The 20637-nt window shown below is 28.9% G+C and carries 22 protein-coding genes; 2 read left to right on the top strand and 20 right to left on the bottom strand.

The window, feature by feature from the left end; translation table 11 throughout:
- Positions 1-4: 4 nt before the first annotated feature.
- From glmS to K4897_RS08585, 11 genes are all read right to left on the bottom strand, one after another.
- Positions 5-1786, bottom strand: a complete 1782-nt coding sequence (gene glmS, locus K4897_RS08635) for a glutamine--fructose-6-phosphate transaminase (isomerizing) (protein ID WP_250416074.1) — start codon at positions 1784-1786, stop codon at positions 5-7.
- A gap of 9 nt (positions 1787-1795) precedes the next feature.
- Positions 1796-2506 (bottom strand): uroporphyrinogen-III C-methyltransferase, encoded by a 711-nt coding sequence (gene cobA / locus K4897_RS08630; protein WP_019265393.1) that lies wholly within the window; start codon positions 2504-2506, stop codon positions 1796-1798.
- Positions 2507-2515: 9 nt separating this feature from the next.
- Positions 2516-3160 carry a phosphoribosylformylglycinamidine synthase subunit PurQ gene (gene purQ, locus K4897_RS08625; protein ID WP_019265392.1) on the bottom strand — a complete coding sequence of 215 codons (645 nt, stop codon included), beginning with the start codon at positions 3158-3160 and terminating at the stop codon, positions 2516-2518.
- A 12-nt stretch (positions 3161-3172) separates the two neighbouring features.
- Positions 3173-3439, bottom strand: coding sequence for a phosphoribosylformylglycinamidine synthase subunit PurS (purS, locus tag K4897_RS08620; protein ID WP_019265391.1), 267 nt, complete (start codon positions 3437-3439; stop codon positions 3173-3175).
- 12 nt (positions 3440-3451) lie between these two features.
- Complete coding sequence (purC, locus tag K4897_RS08615; protein ID WP_019265390.1) at positions 3452-4183, bottom strand: phosphoribosylaminoimidazolesuccinocarboxamide synthase; 732 nt, start codon at positions 4181-4183, stop codon at positions 3452-3454.
- Positions 4184-4642: 459 nt separating this feature from the next.
- Positions 4643-5428: a hypothetical protein gene (locus K4897_RS08610; protein WP_250416072.1), complete on the bottom strand. Its 786-nt coding sequence runs from the start codon at positions 5426-5428 to the stop codon at positions 4643-4645.
- Between the two features lie 4 nt (positions 5429-5432).
- Positions 5433-5630 carry a hypothetical protein gene (locus K4897_RS08605; RefSeq protein WP_250416070.1) on the bottom strand — a complete coding sequence of 66 codons (198 nt, stop codon included), beginning with the start codon at positions 5628-5630 and terminating at the stop codon, positions 5433-5435.
- 30 nt (positions 5631-5660) lie between these two features.
- Positions 5661-6401 carry a hypothetical protein gene (locus tag K4897_RS08600; RefSeq protein WP_250416069.1) on the bottom strand — a complete coding sequence of 247 codons (741 nt, stop codon included), beginning with the start codon at positions 6399-6401 and terminating at the stop codon, positions 5661-5663.
- A gap of 1 nt (position 6402) precedes the next feature.
- Positions 6403-7686 carry an AAA family ATPase gene (locus tag K4897_RS08595; protein WP_250416067.1) on the bottom strand — a complete coding sequence of 428 codons (1284 nt, stop codon included), beginning with the start codon at positions 7684-7686 and terminating at the stop codon, positions 6403-6405.
- A gap of 311 nt (positions 7687-7997) precedes the next feature.
- Positions 7998-8447 (bottom strand): hypothetical protein, encoded by a 450-nt coding sequence (locus K4897_RS08590; protein WP_019265385.1) that lies wholly within the window; start codon positions 8445-8447, stop codon positions 7998-8000.
- A gap of 24 nt (positions 8448-8471) precedes the next feature.
- Positions 8472-9515, bottom strand: a complete 1044-nt coding sequence (locus K4897_RS08585) for a glycosyltransferase family 2 protein (protein ID WP_019265384.1) — start codon at positions 9513-9515, stop codon at positions 8472-8474.
- 123 nt (positions 9516-9638) lie between these two features.
- Between K4897_RS08585 and K4897_RS08580 the strand changes: the two genes are divergently transcribed.
- A complete protein-coding gene (locus tag K4897_RS08580; protein ID WP_019265383.1) occupies positions 9639-10472 on the top strand; it encodes a phosphorylcholine transferase LicD in 834 nt (277 codons plus the stop codon).
- On the opposite strand, the gene K4897_RS08575 is transcribed toward K4897_RS08580, so the two are convergent.
- Together K4897_RS08575 and K4897_RS08570 are read right to left on the bottom strand one after the other, a co-directional pair.
- Positions 10460-11755: a surface carbohydrate biosynthesis protein gene (locus K4897_RS08575; protein WP_250416065.1), complete on the bottom strand. Its 1296-nt coding sequence runs from the start codon at positions 11753-11755 to the stop codon at positions 10460-10462. The two genes, K4897_RS08580 and K4897_RS08575, sit on opposite strands and share 13 nt — an antisense overlap.
- A 3-nt stretch (positions 11756-11758) precedes the next feature.
- Positions 11759-12454, bottom strand: coding sequence for a 2-C-methyl-D-erythritol 4-phosphate cytidylyltransferase (locus K4897_RS08570; RefSeq protein ID WP_019267287.1), 696 nt, complete (start codon positions 12452-12454; stop codon positions 11759-11761).
- A 381-nt stretch (positions 12455-12835) separates the two neighbouring features.
- Here K4897_RS08570 and K4897_RS08565 point away from each other — a divergent pair, with 381 nt between their 5' ends.
- On the top strand, positions 12836-13429 hold the full coding sequence (locus K4897_RS08565) for a GNAT family N-acetyltransferase (RefSeq protein ID WP_250416063.1): 594 nt from the start codon (positions 12836-12838) through the stop codon (positions 13427-13429).
- Here K4897_RS08565 and K4897_RS08560 read toward each other — a convergent pair.
- The 7 genes from K4897_RS08560 to pseB form a co-directional block, all read right to left on the bottom strand.
- Positions 13426-13566 (bottom strand): hypothetical protein, encoded by a 141-nt coding sequence (locus K4897_RS08560; protein ID WP_019265757.1) that lies wholly within the window; start codon positions 13564-13566, stop codon positions 13426-13428. The two genes, K4897_RS08565 and K4897_RS08560, sit on opposite strands and share 4 nt — an antisense overlap.
- Positions 13567-13990: 424 nt before the next feature.
- Positions 13991-14956 carry an NAD(P)H-dependent glycerol-3-phosphate dehydrogenase gene (locus K4897_RS08555; RefSeq protein ID WP_019267018.1) on the bottom strand — a complete coding sequence of 322 codons (966 nt, stop codon included), beginning with the start codon at positions 14954-14956 and terminating at the stop codon, positions 13991-13993.
- 45 nt (positions 14957-15001) lie between these two features.
- The gene (gene pseI, locus K4897_RS08550) at positions 15002-16051 is read right to left on the bottom strand and encodes a pseudaminic acid synthase (RefSeq protein WP_250416061.1); all 1050 of its coding nucleotides are present in this window, start codon (positions 16049-16051) and stop codon (positions 15002-15004) included.
- A gap of 3 nt (positions 16052-16054) precedes the next feature.
- Positions 16055-17452 carry a GNAT family N-acetyltransferase gene (locus K4897_RS08545; RefSeq protein WP_019265376.1) on the bottom strand — a complete coding sequence of 466 codons (1398 nt, stop codon included), beginning with the start codon at positions 17450-17452 and terminating at the stop codon, positions 16055-16057.
- Positions 17449-18279: a glycosyltransferase family protein gene (locus K4897_RS08540; RefSeq protein WP_250416060.1), complete on the bottom strand. Its 831-nt coding sequence runs from the start codon at positions 18277-18279 to the stop codon at positions 17449-17451. Before K4897_RS08540 ends, K4897_RS08545 begins: the two co-directional genes overlap by 4 nt.
- 4 nt (positions 18280-18283) lie before the next feature.
- The gene (gene pseC, locus K4897_RS08535; RefSeq protein ID WP_019265374.1) at positions 18284-19435 is read right to left on the bottom strand and encodes a UDP-4-amino-4,6-dideoxy-N-acetyl-beta-L-altrosamine transaminase; all 1152 of its coding nucleotides are present in this window, start codon (positions 19433-19435) and stop codon (positions 18284-18286) included.
- Positions 19436-20431: a UDP-N-acetylglucosamine 4,6-dehydratase (inverting) gene (pseB, locus tag K4897_RS08530; RefSeq protein WP_004033459.1), complete on the bottom strand. Its 996-nt coding sequence runs from the start codon at positions 20429-20431 to the stop codon at positions 19436-19438.
- Positions 20432-20637: the final 206 nt, after the last annotated feature.

Here is a 20637-nt window from a genome sequence, read left to right as displayed (position 1 = left end):
AATTTTACTCCACAGTTACACATTTAGCTAAGTTTTTAGGTTTATCCGGATCCAAACCTTTTTCAACAGCCACATAATACGCAAGTAACTGCAACGGTACAATATACACTAAAGGAGCGATAATTTCATTAACATCATCATTTATAGCAAATAAATCATCAGATTTTAATTTTAATCTTTCATCATCTTTAGAACCGATAGCTAAAATATCTGCACCACGGGCTTTAACCTCTTCTAAATTACTCATTGTTTTTCTATGGTTTTCTCCAGGAGGCAATATTACAACAACTGGAATTCCTTCATCAATAAGTGCAAGCGGTCCGTGTTTAAGTTCACCAGCTGCATAACCTTCACCATGAATATAAGTAATTTCCTTAAGTTTTAGGGCTCCTTCCAAAGCTATCGGATAAGAATAACCTCTTCCAATAAAGAAAAAGTCACGGGCAAACTTATATTTTTTAGACATTGCTTTAATTGAATCTACTTCTTTTAATAACTCTTCAATGAAATCAGGAACTTTATAAACATCTTCAAGTAATTTTTCATCATCAGCTATCAATGCTGCAAATAAATAAATGGCAGTTAACTGACTTACATAAGTCTTGGTTGCAGCCACTCCAATTTCAGGACCTGCCTGAGTTTGTATCACATAATCGGCACGTCTTGTAATAGCTGAACCTGCTACATTAACTATACCTAAAGTTTTAGATGTTTTGTTAGCCAAATCCAGTGCTTTAAGACTGTCTGCTGTTTCACCAGATTGAGATATGAAAATAACTAAAGTATCTTCATTTAATGTATTTGCAGAATATTTAAATTCAGAAGCTAAAATAACATCTGTTGGAATGCCAGCTATAGATTCTAAAAGATATTTACCAGTTATTGAAGCATGAAAAGAAGTACCGCATGCTACAAAACAGATTCTTGAAATATCCCCTAAATCATCAATAATTTCCTGAATAGTACTTTTTTCAGTTAAAGTGTTTCTAACTGCTGTAGCCTGTTCATTGATTTCTTTAATCATGAAATAGTCATAACCTTCCTTTTCAGCCATTTCTGGAGTCCAGTCAATAGTTTCAATTTCTTTTTCTACAACATTGTCAAATTCATCCTTAACTATTACTTCATTTTCATCAATAATAACCAGTTCACCTTTTTCAGGATAAATTATATCCCTTGCATATTCCAAGATAGCTGGAGAATCAGAAGCCAGATAATATCCGTCTTTACCAATACCAACAATTAAAGGACTGTCTTTACGGGTAGCTATTATCTTACCCGGTTCATTTTTACTGATAGCTGCTATTGCATAAGCCCCATGAATTATTCCAATTGTTTCACGTAAGGCATCTTCCAAATCAAATCCCTTATCCATGTATTTTTGTATTAAATGAGGAATAACTTCCGTATCGGTATCAGATTTAAATACATGACCTTCTTCTTCAAGTTGAGATTTAATATCCAAATAATTTTCAATAATACCATTGTGAACTACAGCCACTGACTCAGTTTCATCAGTATGCGGATGTGCATTAATTTTATTCGGATCACCATGAGTAGCCCAACGAACATGTGCAATACCATAATGACCAGGCATGTCAGCTAAATCTAATTTAGAATCAACCTCTTTAATTTTTCCTTTATCTTTTTTAATGTTAATACCATCACTAACTGTAGCGATACCTATTGAATCATAACCTCTATATTCTAATTTAGATATGCAATCTAAAAGAACAGGAGCTGCATTTTTATTGTTTTTTAATATGCAACCTACAATTCCACACATTGTTACACCTCAATAATTATAAATGTCTTTATAAAGACTTACTACATCTCCAATAATCAAAATAGCTGGAGTGTTAATTTTTTTATCAGCTATATTTTCAAGAGTTCCAAAAATCACATTTTCATCTGGAAGAGTACCGCTTTCTATAACACAGACTGGTGTATCTCCAGAACGGTATTTCATGATTTCAGTTGTGTTCTCTTTAATATTACCTATACCCATTAATATAACTAATGTATCAGCAGTATAATCCCACTTAACCTGACTTTCTTTTTTAGTAGGGTCTTCATGACCAGTTACTAATGTTACAGAGGTAGCTATAGCTCTATGAGTTACAGGCAGCCCAAGTGATGTTGGTGCTCCAATAGCTGATGTTACACCAGGGATTACTTCAAATTTGATATCATTTTCCATTAAAGCTAATATTTCTTCTCCTCCACGACCAAAAACAAAAGGATCGCCACCTTTAAGACGAACCACATTGTCATTTTCTTTAGCCTGTTTGACAATCAATTCATTAATCTGATCTTGTGTTTTATAATGTTCCCCAGCTTTTTTACCAACATATATTTTTTCGGCATCCTCCGGAGCATGCTCTAAAATTTCATCATTAGCCAAATAATCATATAAAACAACATCTGCTTTATTTAGAGCTTTTATAGCTTTAAGAGTTATTAAATCAGCATCTCCCGGACCTGCACCCACTAAATAAACTACCATCTAAATCACTTATAAAAATCCTTTAAAAAAGTTTAATCCATCGCTAGAACCTAATATTTCTTCACAGGCACGTTCAGGATGAGGCATCATTGCACAAACAAGACCTGACTCATCACAAACACTGGTAATGGCTTCCATAGAACCATTAGGATTTCTGTCTTTAAATTGTAAAACTATCTGATCTTGATCTTTTAATAAATCAATATCCTCTGTGTAAAACCTTCCTTCTGCATGAGCTATTGGAATTTGTAAAGTCTGACCTTTTTTAAATGATTTGGTAAAAGGTGTTCTGGTAGTTCCAACTTTTAAATCAACCCATTCACAGTTAAATTTAGGATTTTCATTAGTTATGAAAACACCTGGAACAAGACCTATTTCACCAAGAATCTGAGCACCGTTACATATTCCTAAAACAGGTTTTTCTTCCTTAACTAATGATTTAATACCATCAATAACAGGAGTAATAGAAGCCATAGCTCCTGCTCTTAAATAATCACCATAAGAAAATCCTCCAGGAATTACAATACCGTCAAAATCTGTTAAATCCTCCTGATTCCACCAGATATATTCAGGAGTTAATCCTGCAAGTTCAATAGCTCTAGCTACATCCCTGTCACAGTTGGTTCCCGGAAATCTAATTACTCCAATTTTCATTATAAAAACTCCTTAAGCCCCGCAAGCAGAGTTTTGCGGAATAACAGTAATTTTATAATTATGAATTACAGGATTACAGAGTAATCTTTCACACATATCTACAACATCTTCCCTTATAGATTCCCTGTCTTCCCCTTCCATTTGGAATTTAATGATGTCTACAGTTTTAGCATTTTTAACATCATAACCAAGTAAAGCAAGAGATCTTTCAATAGTTGTAGCTTCTGGGTTTAACATACCTTCCTTAAGAGATACTTTAACTTCAATATCAAAAATCATTTCAAAAACTCCTTATAATTCTATTTTCTCATCATCAGGGATAATTCTATTATAAACTTCTACATAAGCATCCATAACTTCATTATCTTTACCTTTTCTGAACAATTCCTTATCTAACATATCTAAGGTTTCACTATCCCATAATCTGCATCCGTCCGGGCTAATTTCATCACCTAAAATAATTTCACCATTTTTATCTTTACCAAATTCAACTTTAAAATCAACTAAGATAATTCCGGCTTCCAAAAGGAATTTGGATAAAATTTCATTAATTTTTAATGCTTTTTGAGTTAATTCATCGATTTCTTCCTGAGTAGCTAATCCTAAAGCTTTAATAATAGAATCATTAAGCATAGGATCATGGAATTCATCTGCTTTAAAATCCATTTGAACAATAGGCGGGTTTAATTTAGTACCGTCAGCTATTGGATATTTACGAATTAAACTACCTGTAGCTATATTTCTAACAATAACCTCAATAGGAATCATGTCTAATTTTTTAGCTACCATAACATTAGTTTCAGGCAAATCAATAAATTGTGTTTTAATACCGTTTTCTTCCAATACTTTAAAAAGTTTAGTGGAAATAAGTGCATTATAAGAACCTTTTTTATTCATGACTTCTTTTCTTGCACCGTCACCTGCAGTCATATCATCTCTAAACTCAATGATAACTGCATCTTCATCATCAGTAGTATATACACTTTTTACTTTACCATTATTAATTAACTCTTTTTTATCCATGATATCAACAAATAATTTTTAAATTTATATTATGTATAATTTTGATTAAAATACTATATAACTTATTGGTTAAATTCAAGTTAACTACTATTATTTATATTTATTAATAAAATGTTGGAATGTATTTGTGTTAACTGAAAATAAATTTTTAACTTAGATAAAAAATTAAAAAACTCTTTTTTATTTTCTCTATGGTTATTTTGAATATTTTTTAAAAAGAGGCCATTAAATCCATAAGATACCCTCACAGAAAAGTTTCAGATAAAAAATATCTATTGAAATGGCTTTATCAATAAATTAGATTTGATATTTTTCCTTATTTTGCTTATTTTATAGGCATTTGTTCTTAATTTTCTATTTAAAAGATAAATATAGATGTTTTATTTTAAAAAAACTTGAATTTCTTGAACATAATTTTTATAGATAGAATCAATAATCAACATACATTATTTCTATAAACTACTTTACCAAATTTTTACAAAAATAACATAATAAATCATAATTCCAATAAAAATAACTAGTTACTAATGGCATGAATTGTTCTTTTGGAATAACACCATCAACTCTAAATAATTTAATTTCTTTACCAATATCATTAACTTTATTATTAATGGATAACTTAGACCTTTTGTCAAATTTTTTCTTATCATAAATGATAATCGAACCATCACAATGTTTAAATTTGCCCGTATCTTTTTCAAAAATTGCATGAAAATATCTACTCCCCCTTAAATGTATATTTTCTTTTGAGGGCAATTCCTCACATGTGAAAACAACTTCATTTTCTTTTCTAGGTTTCCATAAATATTCGGTTAATTCGTTGGTTTGATAATTTTGAAACGAACCTTTATCTTCATTTCTTAAATTAATAATATCATTCCAATTTAATGGTTTTGAAAAAACAGTGCTTGAATAGAACATATTATCAAAATTTCTTAAAAAAGGATCTACTCTAATTTTTAAATCTACTTTATTTAAGTTTAACTTATTTAATTCTTGAGTTATCCAATATGATGAATTAAATGCATTAATTGGCAAACATAATCCATATTTATTATTGTTAATAATTATAGAATCTGAAAATTTAATATTTGATTTCTTCACATCAATTAAAAATTCATCATCACAAATATCATTAAATTCTTTTAAATCATAAGGTTTATTATTTAATAATGCATTAAGTCTATCTTCAAATATTGAATCAGCAATTAATTCACCTAATAACAATATCCTTGAATATACCATAACATCAGGAATTTTTTTTGTTTAAAAAATTAATTTGTGTTTCATGCTTTTTATAATATTTTAAAAGATCTTCTTCTTTTAAGATATCCAAATCTTCTTTAAGATTTTGATGCTCAGGATGATTATTATTAAGATAAATATCTAGATACATCTGAGGAGTTAAAACATTATGTAAAAAGTAATTTTTTAATTTAAAATTCATAATTAAACCCATTATCAAAAAATATACAAATTAATTAAAAAACTCTCTCATAAATCCCTCTCTAAACTCATCTTGAGTAACAATTGAATTTTCCATATTTGCAAGTTTTTTAAATGGAGCATATCTTTTCTTTAGTTTTTTATCCATTCTCAAATATTTATAATTTTTACTTTCATTTCTTTTACTATCATGAATATCATTCAAAAATACAACATATAATCTTTTTGGAACATTTAACAACCATGAAAGGAATTCTTCTTTATTATATTTTATATCCTTTTTTTCACAATAATATTTGTAAATTTGAGGTAATGTTAAAAACAATGAATCAGAAGGTTTGATTTTCAAATTACATAATATCTCATCATCATACCTATTTTTAATACTCTCAAGAGCACCAGCCAAATCACTATCATCCACTTTTTCAATACATTTATCCATGATTTCTTCTAAATTCAAAGTAGAATTAAAAGTTCCTTTAAATTCAATTAAATAAAGCCTACCATTTTTGAAATGCAAAGCATCTACAGATAATGGGCGATTGCTTTTAACAGAGCCATTATTCTTCAAATGACTATTCCAACACATATTATCTAAATCAAAAATACAATTATCATCAATAATTAATGGATTTTTAAATGCTCCTGCATCATTGTCTGATTTAGATACTTCACTAAATTTATTAAAAGATTTCCTAGCATTATCATGAAAATTATCATTCTCTTTATAAAAATTTAATAGATTAACAAAATCACTATTGTCAAAAGCCATGTTAATCCCTCAAATCATCTTTTAAATCTGCCTGAACTTTAATTTTATGAATAATGTCAAATGGATTTCCTAAATTATCATAAACCTCAATTATTTCATCATTATCAAGTAAATTATAATTATATTTATCAATACCATCTACTTTTTCTGTTAAGTAAAAATTGGTATCATCAATTAAATTATAATATCTTGAATATGCTTCTATTGCTTCTGCAAAAAATGGACTGTGAGTATTAATATATAATGTAATATTCAAATCCCTAGCAGCTAAAACTAAGATTTCTGCAAATTCTACCTGAAAGCCAGGATGTAAATTAATTTCAGGTTCATCTAAAATTAAAAAACTATTTTTTGTTAATTCATTATTATCAAGCAATAGTTGAATAGTTGCTAATTGTTTTAGTCCAGAAGCAGTATTTTCCATGGAAAAAGTTTCATCATCTTTTTTAAATATAAATACATCTTCTGAATGAACATATTCAAAATTTCCCCCAATTAACTCATCAATTCTTCTTTTAAAATCATTTAAATCTTTAAAAAATTCATCACTATAAATTTCATCAGGATTTTTAATTTTTTTAAGTTTCCTCTCAAGTACTCGCAAATGATATTGAGAACTGCGAGGATTATTTTCTAAAATTGAAGGAGAATCAAGATAAATAACATTTTGAAAATTAAAATAATTCAAAAAATCTTTACTGATGTTACTTTTCCTTTTTTCAACCCCAATTTTAATATCTTGATTAAATTCAACACCATTATAATTTCCATGAAACTTAATATGAGCATTACTAAATCTATTTAATGAACTACCATACTCTGATTCAATAAGAGCATTGAAAACTGTAATATACCTAGAATATTCATCCTTATTCAGTTTAATTATTCTAAATAAATCATTTAAATCATTAATACACAACTCTTTATCTTTAAAATCATAATTTTCTAAGGTAAGTGCAATATTACTATAAATATCATCAAATAGCTCTGAAGAAACAGAATGACGCATCAAAGAATTTCTAATTTGTTTAAATTTATCATCCATTTCCTGTGATCCTTTAGTCCCCCAATATAGAACAAAATTTAAAAGTTTTGAATGAATATCCATATTTGCCAATTGAGTTCCTTCACTAGATGCTGCTGTTAGAAGTGAAAATAGAAACTTACTTGAAGTAGATTTACCTGTGCTATTTTTACCTACAATAACATTTATCTTTCCAATTTCTAAATTTGCTTTATTAATCAGCCCCAAATTTTCAATTTCAAGTAACATTTCAGCAGCCATAATATTGTCTCCATTGATTGATTTCTTTATTAAATAGTATAAACTAAGGTATATATAAACTTATTTAAAATCTTAAAACTTAAAAATCCAATATATGTAAGTGTATTTTTATATTAAAAGCAATTTTACGAAGTTAAAGCAACTTTAAAAAGAATTTGATAAAATATTCATTTTATAAAATCGAATAGATATTTTAAATAAACACCATAAAACTAAATCAGTGCCACTTCAAATTACACCAAAAATAACTAAATTTGTGTTAACCTATAAATGTTGTAAAAACTTTAAATTACATAAATAGTCCAATTATCTTAAACTAAACCATTAGCTACAACAGAAATAAATTTCTTTTTATCTTTCTTTTTCAAAAACCACGGGACAAAAAATGTAGTATGGTGAGGAACCCCGTAGTGTCTTTCCAGATAAATCGGATAAGTTATATGTTTCCATTTAACATAAACATGTTTAAAAAAAGATAACTGTTCCAGATAAATGCGGCGTCGATTATTGGATTTATTCCAGACTTTTTTCTCCTGTTTGGAAAATAAAAATTTGATTTTCAGTCTACGGGAATTCATATCATCATATTCGCCAACAGATAATGGATAAGATAAATTATTGAATATTTCTCTAAATTCTTTAATTTCTTTATTAAGCTGAACTTCAGTTAAATAATATTCATTATCTTGCCTTTTTTTAAAAGATTTGAACTTTCTAGTTTTTGGCATAGTCCAAAACTTCTTTTTGGTTTTTTTACCCATTACCAACACCAATAAACAAAAAACTCAGTTATTTTTCCTAATATTAAACTTTCTATAAAGATTTTTTATTGTCTGATTATTATAAAGGGAAGTATAAAGCTTAGAAATAAAAATAGCCTGTTTAAACTGTTTATTTAAAACTTTATTATTTAAAACAGCTATTTCTTTTCTATGAATATCAATTTTACAATTTAAATGTTTTTCAAACTTGTAAATTTCTTTAACTGCAGACATTTTATGTTTTTTATCCAAATTAGAAAAGATTAAAAGTAAACTCCCAATATTCTCCCCTATTGTTACATATTGAGATAATTTAACTGGTTCTAAAAGATTATTAACTTTATACATACCTTTTAAGAATCTGTTGAATTTTTTAACATCATGACCATGTATAGCTGTTTTTTTATGTTCAAAAGTATTATACATGTAAACCTGAGTATTAGGTAAAACAGAAATCTTGTTTGAATTTATCAGTGCTTTAAAATAAAAATAAGTGTCTTCACATAAAGTATCTTCCGGAAATGTTATATTATTATCTAAAATCAATTCTTTTTTAAACATTTTACCCCAAGGAGCCACAAAATAATTTAAACTTAAGCTGTCAAAGATTTCCTGAGATTCCAAAGGATTTAAGTTCACTAATTTTTCATCACTTTGCAGAAATTTAACTTTAACTTTGTCCCCATCAAGATTAATGACATGTGATCCGATTACAAAATCAGAGTCTTCACTTAAAATAGTATCATAAAGATTTTTAAGACCATCTTTAAGATATTCATCATCAGAATCCAAAAAGGAGATATAATCAGCACTGGCATATTTAATACCTAAACTGCGTGGCTTACCTGGAAGTCCGGAGTTTTCATCTAAAAAAACAGGAATAATATTCTCATATTCATTAGCATAATCAGTTATAATGTTTCTGGAATTATCTGTTGAACAGTCATCAACTATTATTAACTCAATATTTTCAAAACCGAAAGACTGATTTATTATTGAATCAATAGCTGTGTTTAATTCATCTTCAGCATTATAAACAGGCATTATTACACTAATTTTAAAAGTCATATTTTTCATATCCTCTATATAACTAAAAGTATACTAAACATAATTAATAAAAATTTCCATTAGAAAAGTTATATATGTAAATTTAAATAAAATATATTTAACAAGTTTTTTAAAGGTAAAAAAATGCACTATACTGATTATTCTAGCGAAACTATTCACAAACTGCAAAAGTTAGAGCTTATGATTCTAAAGGATTTTATAGCTATTTGTGAAGAGAACAACATTGAGTATTTTATTTACGGAGGTAGTGCATTAGGTGCTGTTAGGCATGGGGGTTTTATTCCCTGGGATGATGATATAGACATTATTATGTTTAGAAAAGACTATGAAAAGTTTAAAAAAGTAGCATTATCCAAATCAAATAATAAATATAACTTTTTAACAAGTAAAACAAAAGATTATTTCTTTTTATTTTCAAAAATCATGTTAAAAGATACTATTTTTGAAGAATGGTGGGTTGATCAGGTAGATTTTGATTTGGGAATTGATATTGACATATTTGTATTGGACAAAGTTCCGGACAACAAATTAAAAAGATTCATCCATGTAAAACGTTGCCGTGTTTTGGACAGATTACTTGCAATGAGTGTTATAAAATTTAAAGGATATCCTATTTTAGTTCAGACATTAGCTAATGCAGGACATGGCTTTTTAAAACTATTTAATATTTCAAGAGAATCCTTATTTGATAAAACTCATAAATTATTGGATAAATATAATGATAAAGACTGCAAATATGTTTGTGATATTTCAGCTCTTCACCATCCGCAAATTTATAAAATAAGTGATTTCAAACCTGGAAAAACAATAATGTTTGAAGATGTTGAAGTTCACTGTCCAAATAATCTTGACAGCATTCTTACACAAATTTATGGAGATTATATGAAGTTACCTCCAGAATCTGAAAGATATAATCATATAACTCAAAAAATAGATTTTGGCCCCTATGAGGACTGATTAATAATTTCTCTTATTTTCTTAGCATTTTTTTCATAAATTGACCTGTTATCTTTAGTTTTGGATGTTGATGATTTGTTTTTAATAGCTGATTTGATAACTGCAGGAATTAATTTCGGAACATCAAGAGATCTTTTAATAATGAACTTTAATCTGTGGAATCTTGACGGATTCGGATAGAAATCCTGCTTAAACGAATCATCATTAATCATTTTTTCTGCATAATCACAAATTCGCTCATAAGCCAGCTTATCTCCAAAATCATAATACTGATCAATCATTTCACGAGAAACCGGGAATTCTTCAGTGTTTTTAAGGGTGTTTAACTTTTCAAATTCCTCGTAAGTGCTGATTGTTTTAGCTCCAACAAGCAATGGATTATCAAAATCAGGATTCAGCTCAACGGGCCTTAAAATATTACACTGTTTTTCCAGCAAGTAAACATCAATAATAGAAGTACTTATAACAGTGTTTAAGTAATCGCATGGCCTGATCCATTCCTGAATTGCATATTTATTGATATAATGGAAATTAGGATATTTTTCATCTAAAATACTGATTGTAGAATCTTCATCAAGTACATTAAATTCAACAGGATGAGGGCGGTAAATAAATTCCTTTTCAGGATGTGTCTTTAGGAATTTCTCAAACCATTCCATTACAATAGCTTTTGATTCAACATTCCATTTTTGCATATATTTACCGTCATCCAGATTATGATTCATACTCATTAAACGTTTAGAGTCTTTTTCATTAAATGTGAAACTTGAAATAAATAAAATCCATTCCTTGGATGAATCCAAATTAAATTCACTGGCCAGCTGATTCTTAGTTTTGAAAAATGAATCAAATCTGTGATTTGAAAAATCAGTTTTAATATCTCCGGTAACAGGTAAATTCTTTTCCTCAATTCCTTCAGCCATCATATCCTGTTTTATCTTTTCACTCCAGCAAACATGACTGGCTTTTTTCATATACTCCTTAGGATAATGGGCCTTGGAATCAAGAATTCTTTTAGCTATTACCTGTTCATACCTTAAATTAAGTATTTTATCTATTTTAGGTTTGAATCTGACAGTATATCTTTCAATGTCATTATTGTTATAACCTGCCTGACCAATCAGTAGTTTCGGTTTATATTCTTTTGGAAAAATAAGTTCCCTGTAATTATAATACCCCAATATATCAACAGAATATCCTCTTTTTTCAAATTCTGCTTTTAAAAGATTAGCATTATTTAATTCCCTTTCCGGAAGTTCATAAAAGATTACAATATCTGCCATTATTTATCCCCTTAACATCGCATTAGCTATTTTAATATCTGATGGTCTTGTAACTTTAAAATTGGTTCTATCCCCTTCAAATAAACCAATTTCATGACCTCTCATGTGAAACAAAATCATAGCTTCATCTAATTTGTCAATTTCTTCATCGGACAAATCACTGTAAATTTCAAGGTAATGATTTATATTAAATGACTGTGGCGTCTGAGACTGCAGCAAATACTGCCTGTCCGGAACATCAGTTAATATTCCCTGTTTTTTAGATTCAAATATTACATCTGTAGCTGGAATAACTGCACTGGCTGCTCCATACTGTTTTGCATACCTGACACTGTCTTTAATTAACTGAGGAGTTACAAATATCCTTGCAGCATCATGAGTAACCATTATTGAATCTTTAGGATAATCATTTTCAAGAGTGTAGTTAATGGAATTTAAAATTGTATCACTACGTCTTTTTCCACCTTCTATAACAGTGATTCTGGGGTCTGTTAATTCATATTCTTTTATTACATCTTTAGTTTTATTAATGCATTCTTTTGGTGAAGATACTATAATTTCATCCATTTCTTCAACTTTTAAGAAAGCTTCCAAGGAATGTATTAAAATTGGTTTATCAGCTATTAAATAAAATTGCTTAGGCATTCCAACATCCAAACGGGTTCCTATACCTCCAGCAAGTAGTGCAGCACATATCATTAAAGTTAGATTTTGTTATTTTTTATATTTATAATAATGTATTTCCAAACATTCATTCTGCAATTACTAAAATTAAGCTTTAAAATATGCAAAACTATAAATTCTATCTAAAAATCAGTGCCTAATCTTAAAATTGATTTAAAATAGAAAAATTGCATTGAAACTGAAAAAAGAAAGATAATAATGAGTTATTAAGAAATAAAATTTAAAAATTGCTGAAAAACATAATGCACATTGATAAATTTTTTAAATGGAAATAAAAGAGCAGAATAGCTTAAAACACAATATACAACCTTTAAAAAACTAAATTTAATTAATTTATATTTAATAACCTTATCCAACCACATTATATTAATATTATGAATAATAAAGATAATAAACATGAATATAGAGTATATTAAAGAAAATTATATTTTCGAAACATTAAACCAACATCATGACCTAAATGATTTTGAGTGCGAGTCACAGGATTTAACAGATTTCTTAAAAAATGATGCATTAAATCAGCAGAATATGAATTTAAACTTAACACAATTAGTAATATGTGATGAAATTATAGTTGGATATGTATCAATTCTAACAGATTCAATGAAATTAAAAATCTTAGAAGATGAAGAAACTAAAAAAGAAATATGCAATGAGTTAAACATTAGTGAAAACAATGAATTGCCTGCAATTAAAATTGGAAGATTTGCAATAGATAAAAAATATGCCAAAAAAGGATTAGGTTCACATATACTTGCTAATGTATTACTTTCAATGCTTAAACTATCAAAAACTAAAATAGGATTTAGAGTCATTATTGTTGAAGCATATGCAATAGCATTAGATTTTTATATTAAAAATAATTTTTACACACGTGAAAGTGATAAGGAAATCCTTAAAAAAATAGATATGATAAAAAAACAAGACCCAACAAGGTGTTTTAACATATATTTAGATTTAAAAGATATAAAAGAGGAACCAAAAAATTAAAATAAAACAGTTCTTTGATTCCTAATTTTTTTTGCAAACTCCCTATCTTTTTCAGTAGGCGGTTGTTGCATCTTTTTTAAAACAGCAATAGCATCTTTACCTTCAAAAACGGGAGTTTTTCCAATAGGTTTAGCCATACTAATCACTCCTTAAAAATATAATATGTAATAACCTTTTTATTAATTATTATTTAAATAATTACTGGTGTTACATATATAACTTTTGTATTACATTTTCAAATTTGATTTAAATTCATCAAAAATGCTCAAATTATCTAAAAAGTCTGTAAAATTAGATTTACAAACAAAACTCTTAAATTTAAACTATTTTCAATACTATTAACTTAGATAAGTAAATAATAAAATATTCTGTTTAAACCAAAAAGAACACATATAAAAATATGTTCTACAATCAATATTATTAAGCTTTAAAATATATAAATCTGTTGATTACACATTAAAAATAGCTATAAAAAACTGTTTAACCTTAAATTGATTTAAAATAGAAAAATTGCTTTGAAACTGAAAAAATAAAGATAAAATAGATATATTATAAGATTAATTATAATTTTTCCCATAATACATAAAATGCTTTTTTAGGACTTTTTTTCAAAATAATAACATCATAAACAAAATTAACAGTTAAACATTCAATATTTAACTTATCACAGATTTCCTTAAGAACAATAGTCGTGTTTTTTCCTTCAAAAAGCACTCCTGTCTGCTCATCCAGGTACACTCCCTGACCGTACCAGATACCCAAAGTATGATTTCTACTTACATTTAATGTAGATGCTGTTATAATATCTCCAAATCCGCAATAATCATCTACTGTTGATCTGTTTCCACCTAATTTCTCAATAATACATTTAGTTTCATTATAACTTTTGGTGAAAACTGCAAATTTAGCATTGTCATTAATGCCCATTCCTTTACAGATTCCCTGAGAAATAGCTAAAATATTTTTAATGATACCGCAAAATTCAGTTCCAATAACATCATGATTAGTGTTAACTTTAAGTTTGGGAGTTGACAATACATTTTTGACTATTTCCAGATCTTTTTTCTTTATACTGGCTATTGTAGTTGCAGAAGGCAGGTTTTTCATCATTTCAGAAGCTATGTTCGGTCCGGATAACACTACTGCAGATCTTCCGGTTTCCTCTTCAATAACTTCACTCATTCTTTTATTTGTCTTGTTTTCAATTCCTTTAGCTGTGCTTACAAAAATACACTTATCTGAAACTATGTCATTTAACTGAACCATTGTCTGGCGCATAACTGATGAAGGAATACATAAAAATATAACATCAACATCCTTCAGGTCACATAAATCATTGACAGCCATAATATTTTTATGCAGTTTAACACTTGGATGATACTCGCAGTTAATATGACCTTCATTTATATCATCACAGATTTCTTTTCTTCTGGCATACAATAACAATTTATTAGTATTTGGTGCAATACACTGAGAAATAGCTGTTCCCATTGCTCCAGCACCTATAACTCCAACATTCAATGACATTAAGCACCTCTTAAAATTATATATTAATCCTTTTTTAATTTAAATTTATTTGTTTACAAATTCCAGTTTAAAAGGAGTTCCTCTGTCAATATCTTCAGCAGCCTTGCATCCGATAATTTCTGTTAAATATTTAGGATGCAAGCCAAAACCTGGCCTGATTGATTTGACATTGTCTTTTGTTATGATTTCCCCTTTTTTGATGTCTTTAACTGCAAATAATGATCTTGAAAACTCCCTGTTTGCCTTCATTTTATCAGATAATTCATAACTAACTTTGCCCAGAGCTTTTTCAACATTTCTTATTGAATCAACCATCTGCTTAAATTCATCAGGTTCCATAGAAAAGTCTGAATCCGGCCCTTCCATAGTTCTGTCTAAAATAAAGTGTTTTTCAATTATTTTAGCTCCCATAGCTACAGATGCAACAGCAACATCACTGCCTAAAGTATGGTCTGAAAGTCCGACAACTGTTTTGAAGTTTTCTTTTAAATCAGGAATTGTCTTAAGATTTATTTCTTCCAATGGGGCGGGATAAGCTGAAGTGCACTTTAAAACAGCTATTTTATCATTACCTGCATCCTTGCATGTTTTAATGGCCAAATCAATGTCTTCTTTTGAAGCTATTCCTGTTGAGATTATAACCGGTTTGTTTTTTCCTGCTACATATTCAATTAACGGAATGTCTGTAATTTCAAAAGAAGCGATTTTATAAGCACCTACATTCATATCTTCTAAAAAATCAACTGAAGTTTCATCAAATGGTGAAGAAAATACAATTAACCCCAAATCTTCAGCTACCTTTTTTAGTTTAGGCTGCCAATCCCATGGCATAAATGCATCCTCATAGAGGTTATACAATACCTGACCGTCCCATATTGTTCCCTGTTTTATCTGAAAATACTCATTGTCACAGTCTAAAGTTATGGTATCCGGAGTATAGGTCTGAAATTTAACTGCATCTGCACCAGATTTTGCCATTGCCTCTATAGTTTTAACAGCTATATCATAATCATTCATATGATTTGCTGAAAGCTCAGCTATTATAAAAGCCGGATGTCCATCCCCAATCATTTTATTTTCAATTTTAAATTCCATAATTCAGCCTCTGTAAATAAATCTTAAAGCACTGCCGTTTCTGATTTCACATTCTTTTTTAAATCCCATAGCCTCAAAAAATGAAACTGACCTTGCATTGCTTTTTTTAATATCTGCAACTAAAGTATCCTGATTATAATTTTCCTTAATATAAGTTATTCCCTTATTTAACAAGTATTTAGACAATCCTAATCCCCTATACTTTTTATTTAAGCTAATGCTAATAACAGGATACTTTTCATCAAAATCAAATCTTAACTGACCAATAATATCTGAGTCATATTCCAAAACCAGAAATTCTGTTGTATTATCATTTAATATCCCATTAAACCATTTTTTATGAGTTTCCAAATCTATTTTATCGCAATTAAAAGAGCTTTTTCTTACTTCTTCATCATTAGCTATTTCAAATATTTTAAGACAGTCCTCTTTTTTAATTTCTCTGAAAACAGAATTTTTCCTGTAATAACTGTTTAGAGCTGTTTTAGCTATTCTTATAGAACCTTTACCATCAACTGCACTGATGCCCATATTTTGCTTTTCTTTTCTTAAAGCAGAATCTTTAAGCAGCTCCAGTTTAGCTAAAATATTTTCTTCTAAATTATCATCATCCCAGAATCCTGCAAACTCAATGAAACCCTGCTTTTGCCAGTTTTGAATATTGTTTATCTGATTGTCAACAACTCCAACAGCAATTGTCGGAACACCTACTCTTGCAAGTTCATATAATGTTTGGCCTGCTGATGAAATAGCCAAATCTGTGCTTTCCATAGCATCAAGCATTTGTCTGCTGTCTGGAGAATAAATCAGTTCATCATCAAACTCCTCGATTTCACCAACATTATCAAAGCTGTTTCCTATGATGACCTTTTTTGCAAAATCCTCATTTTTCAGCAAATTCAGGATTTTAGGAGTCAGATTTCTTAAATCATTTCCGCCTAAAGTAATTAAAACATTTTTTATTTCATCATTAACATCAGTTATCTTTGCATTCCAGAAGTCCTCTCTAAGGGGAATGTATTTTGATCCGTACAGCGCATCTTTTCTTTTAGTTGTTGCAAGGATTGTTCCGTTTACAACTATCCCCTCAGGATAATCTAAACGATCATTATCATCAACATAAATAGCTAATGCTGCTGTTTTAGCTATTTTTCGGTAAAATTCAAGTGGTGCATGATATGAATCTATAATAACAATATCATCATCAGCAAATTCCATATTCTGCCAGTCATAAATAGCATAGTTAATATTTTGCAAAATTGCATCAATTGATTTGTCCCCATTAACAATAAATTGAGGTGTTATGCAGAATTTTCTAAAAGCCTGATATATTGAGCTGCATCTGGCTACATGCCCGAATCCATAGTTTTTTCCGCCTTCAGTCAATATTATTACATTCATATTATCTTTTCAATATACAGTTTAGCTCTATCCAAATCCTGTTTTTCGCATAAATTAAGAACTTCATCCAATTCTTCTTCTAAACTATTGCAAACCTTTTTTTGAGTTATTTCAGAGTTTATATCTTTTAAATAAGGTTTACTGCTAAATAATTCCAAAATATCATCCAGAGAGAAGAATTCATTTTTATCATATAAATTATCATAAACACTGCAGAGCAGAGCATAATCCTGAGGAGTATCTAGTGTAATCCTAATATCAGAGTTGTCGTTTTTTGTTTCATATTGCACTATTTTAAAGTCTTCAGGATGTGTTTTATAGATAAATGGAGTTACATGTTCCTTTTCAAATTTATCAGTGGCATTTTCATATACATTTTCCAAAACATTGAAGTTAATTACCTCAGCATCAATTCCTCTTGGAAATCCTCTGGTTAATGTATTTGAAGTATAATCTGCATTGGAGTCTATATGTTTTTTGACAATTTCATCAATTATATTTGCATCGGCACATGGACAGTCACTGGTTATCCTGACAATAACATCCAAGCTGTTTTCCAAAGCAGCATTATAATATCGTTCCAGAACATTTTCCAGACTGCCTTTGTAAAACTTAATGTTTTCTTTTTTAGCTACTTCAACTATTTTTTCATCTTCATCATGTGTTGTTGTAGCTATTATTATTTCATCAATAAGTTCAGATTTGGCTACTCTTCTAATAACCTGTTGCAGTACATTTATTTTGCTATTGAAAGGTAGCGGTTTTAAAACTTTTTGCGGAAGTCTTGTTGAAGAGGTTCTGGCCTGAATAATTGCTCCAATTTTCATTTTTTTAATACTCACTAAATACTTTGTAAAGTTTTTCTTGTACAAACTCTAAATCTTCATCAGTTAATGTAGGGTACATTGGTATACTAAGTTCTCTTTTGTAAAACTCTTCATCTACTGGACAAAGTCCTTTATTAAATCCAAGGTTTTGATAGTAAGGTTGTAAATAAACAGGTATATAATGCACCTGAACACCTAATCCTTCAGAGCGTAATTTTGAAAATATTTCCTTTTTATGATTTGCATATTTTTCTTTTAACAAAATCGGATATAAATGATATGCAGACTCACCGTCCGGATTTTCTTTAACAACGTCAAAATATGGATTGTCTTCAAACATCTCATCATATTTTTCAGCTATTTTTCTTCTGTTTTCAACAAAAGAATCTAATTTTTTAAGTTGTGATAAACCTAAAGCACATTGAATGTCTGTTATTCTGTAATTGAATCCTAAGTGCTGCATTTCATAATACCAGTCACCGTCACGAGGATTTACTAAATTATTTTTAGTGATTCCATGAGATCTGAATAACTGAAGTCTTTCATAATACTCTTCATCATTTGTAACAATAATTCCGCCTTCACCGGTTGTAATGTGTTTAACAGGATGAAAACTGAACATTGTCATTTCAGAGTATTTTAAAGAGCCTATTTTTTTACCGTCATATTTTGCACCAAGTGCATGTGCACCGTCTTCAATAATCTTAGCATTATTATCTTCAGCAATATCAGCTATTTCCTTTAAGTTAACAGGATTACCGCTATAATGTACAGGAGCTATTAACTTAGTATTTTTACTGACTTCCAGTTTAGATGCATCAATGTTTCCGGTTTGTTTTTCCACATCACAGAAGTTTACTTTAGCCCCTAAATATAATCCTGCATTAGCAGTAGCTACAAAAGTATTAGGAGTTGTAATCATTTCATCTCCCTTTTCAAGACCTAATGCAAAATAAGCACCGTGCAGTGCAGAGGTTCCTGAATTAAAAGCAACTCCATATTTAGCTCCGACATAATTAGCTATTTCCTCTTCAAACTCAGTTATTTTTGGTCCCTGAGTAATGAAATCTTCACTTAATACTTTTGTGACTGCATCAATGTCTTCCTGGTCTATACACTGTTTTCCATAAGGTAAAAATTTAGAAATAGAAATCACCTAGTATACAATATCTATATCTTTTAAAGCTTCTCTAATTTCTTCAACAGATAACCAAACCGGATTATTGTCAGATGCATAGTAGAATCTGTCTTCTACTTTTTTTCCACCTTCTTTTATATTAACATCTTCCCACCATTCCAAATCCGGATAAATTATATAATAATCATCATATTCATAAGCAGATCTTGAATCTTCCTTAGTTATCATTACTTCATGGAGTTTTTCACCAGGTCTAATACCGACATCTTCAAATTCACAATCAGGAAGCATGGCTTTTGCCAAATCAGTTACTTTAAATGAAGGGCATTTATGGATAAATAATTCTCCACCTTTAGCATCACCAATAGCTTTAATTACTAAATCAACTGCTTCATCAAGAGTAATCCAAAATCTGGTCATTCTCATATCAGTAATTGGTATTTTAGTTTGACCTTCATCAATTAAAGTTTTGAAAAATGGAATTACAGATCCGCGACTGCCTGAAACATTTCCATAACGAACTACTGAAAATTGAGTGTTTTTAGCTCCAACATAAGCATTAGCTGCTATAAATAGTTTATCTGAAACCATTTTAGTAGCACCATATAAGTTAACCGGATTAACTGCCTTATCAGTAGATAATGCCACTACCTTTTCAACATGTTTGTCAATAGCTACATCCACAATGTTTCTGGCTCCATCAATATTGGTTTTAATAGCTTCTAAAGGATTGTATTCAGCTGCAGGAACTTGTTTTAATGCAGCTGCATGAACAATAATATCTACACCATCACAAGCACGTGCAAATCTTTCTTTATCTCTAACATCCCCAATAAAGTAACGCATTACTTTTTTATGTTGGGCAAATTGTCTTTGCATCAAATATTGCTTGTATTCATCTCTTGAGTATATAATAATTTTTTTAGGATTATACTGTTCTAATACTCTTTTTGTAAACTTTTTACCGAAAGAACCAGTCCCTCCAGTAATTAAAATAGTTTTATCATTTAACATAACGAAACTCCAATATTAAATTATTTATAGGTTTATTTTTGAAAATATATAAAGATTATTAGAAGCAAGTTTCTATCTTTATAATAAAATTGTATTTGATAAATAAAAGAGTATAGTATTGTTAATTTTTTATTTAATGATAAAATTAGTTTAAAATGAAAAAATAACTATTTAAAATTAGTTTAAAATAAAAAAAAGAAAAAATA

It is taken from the genome of Methanobrevibacter sp. TLL-48-HuF1, from assembly GCF_023617305.1.
Lineage (GTDB): Archaea > Methanobacteriota > Methanobacteria > Methanobacteriales > Methanobacteriaceae > Methanocatella > Methanocatella intestini.
Note: the sequence above shows the minus strand (reverse complement) of the source record. Positions and strands in the feature narration are given on the sequence as shown.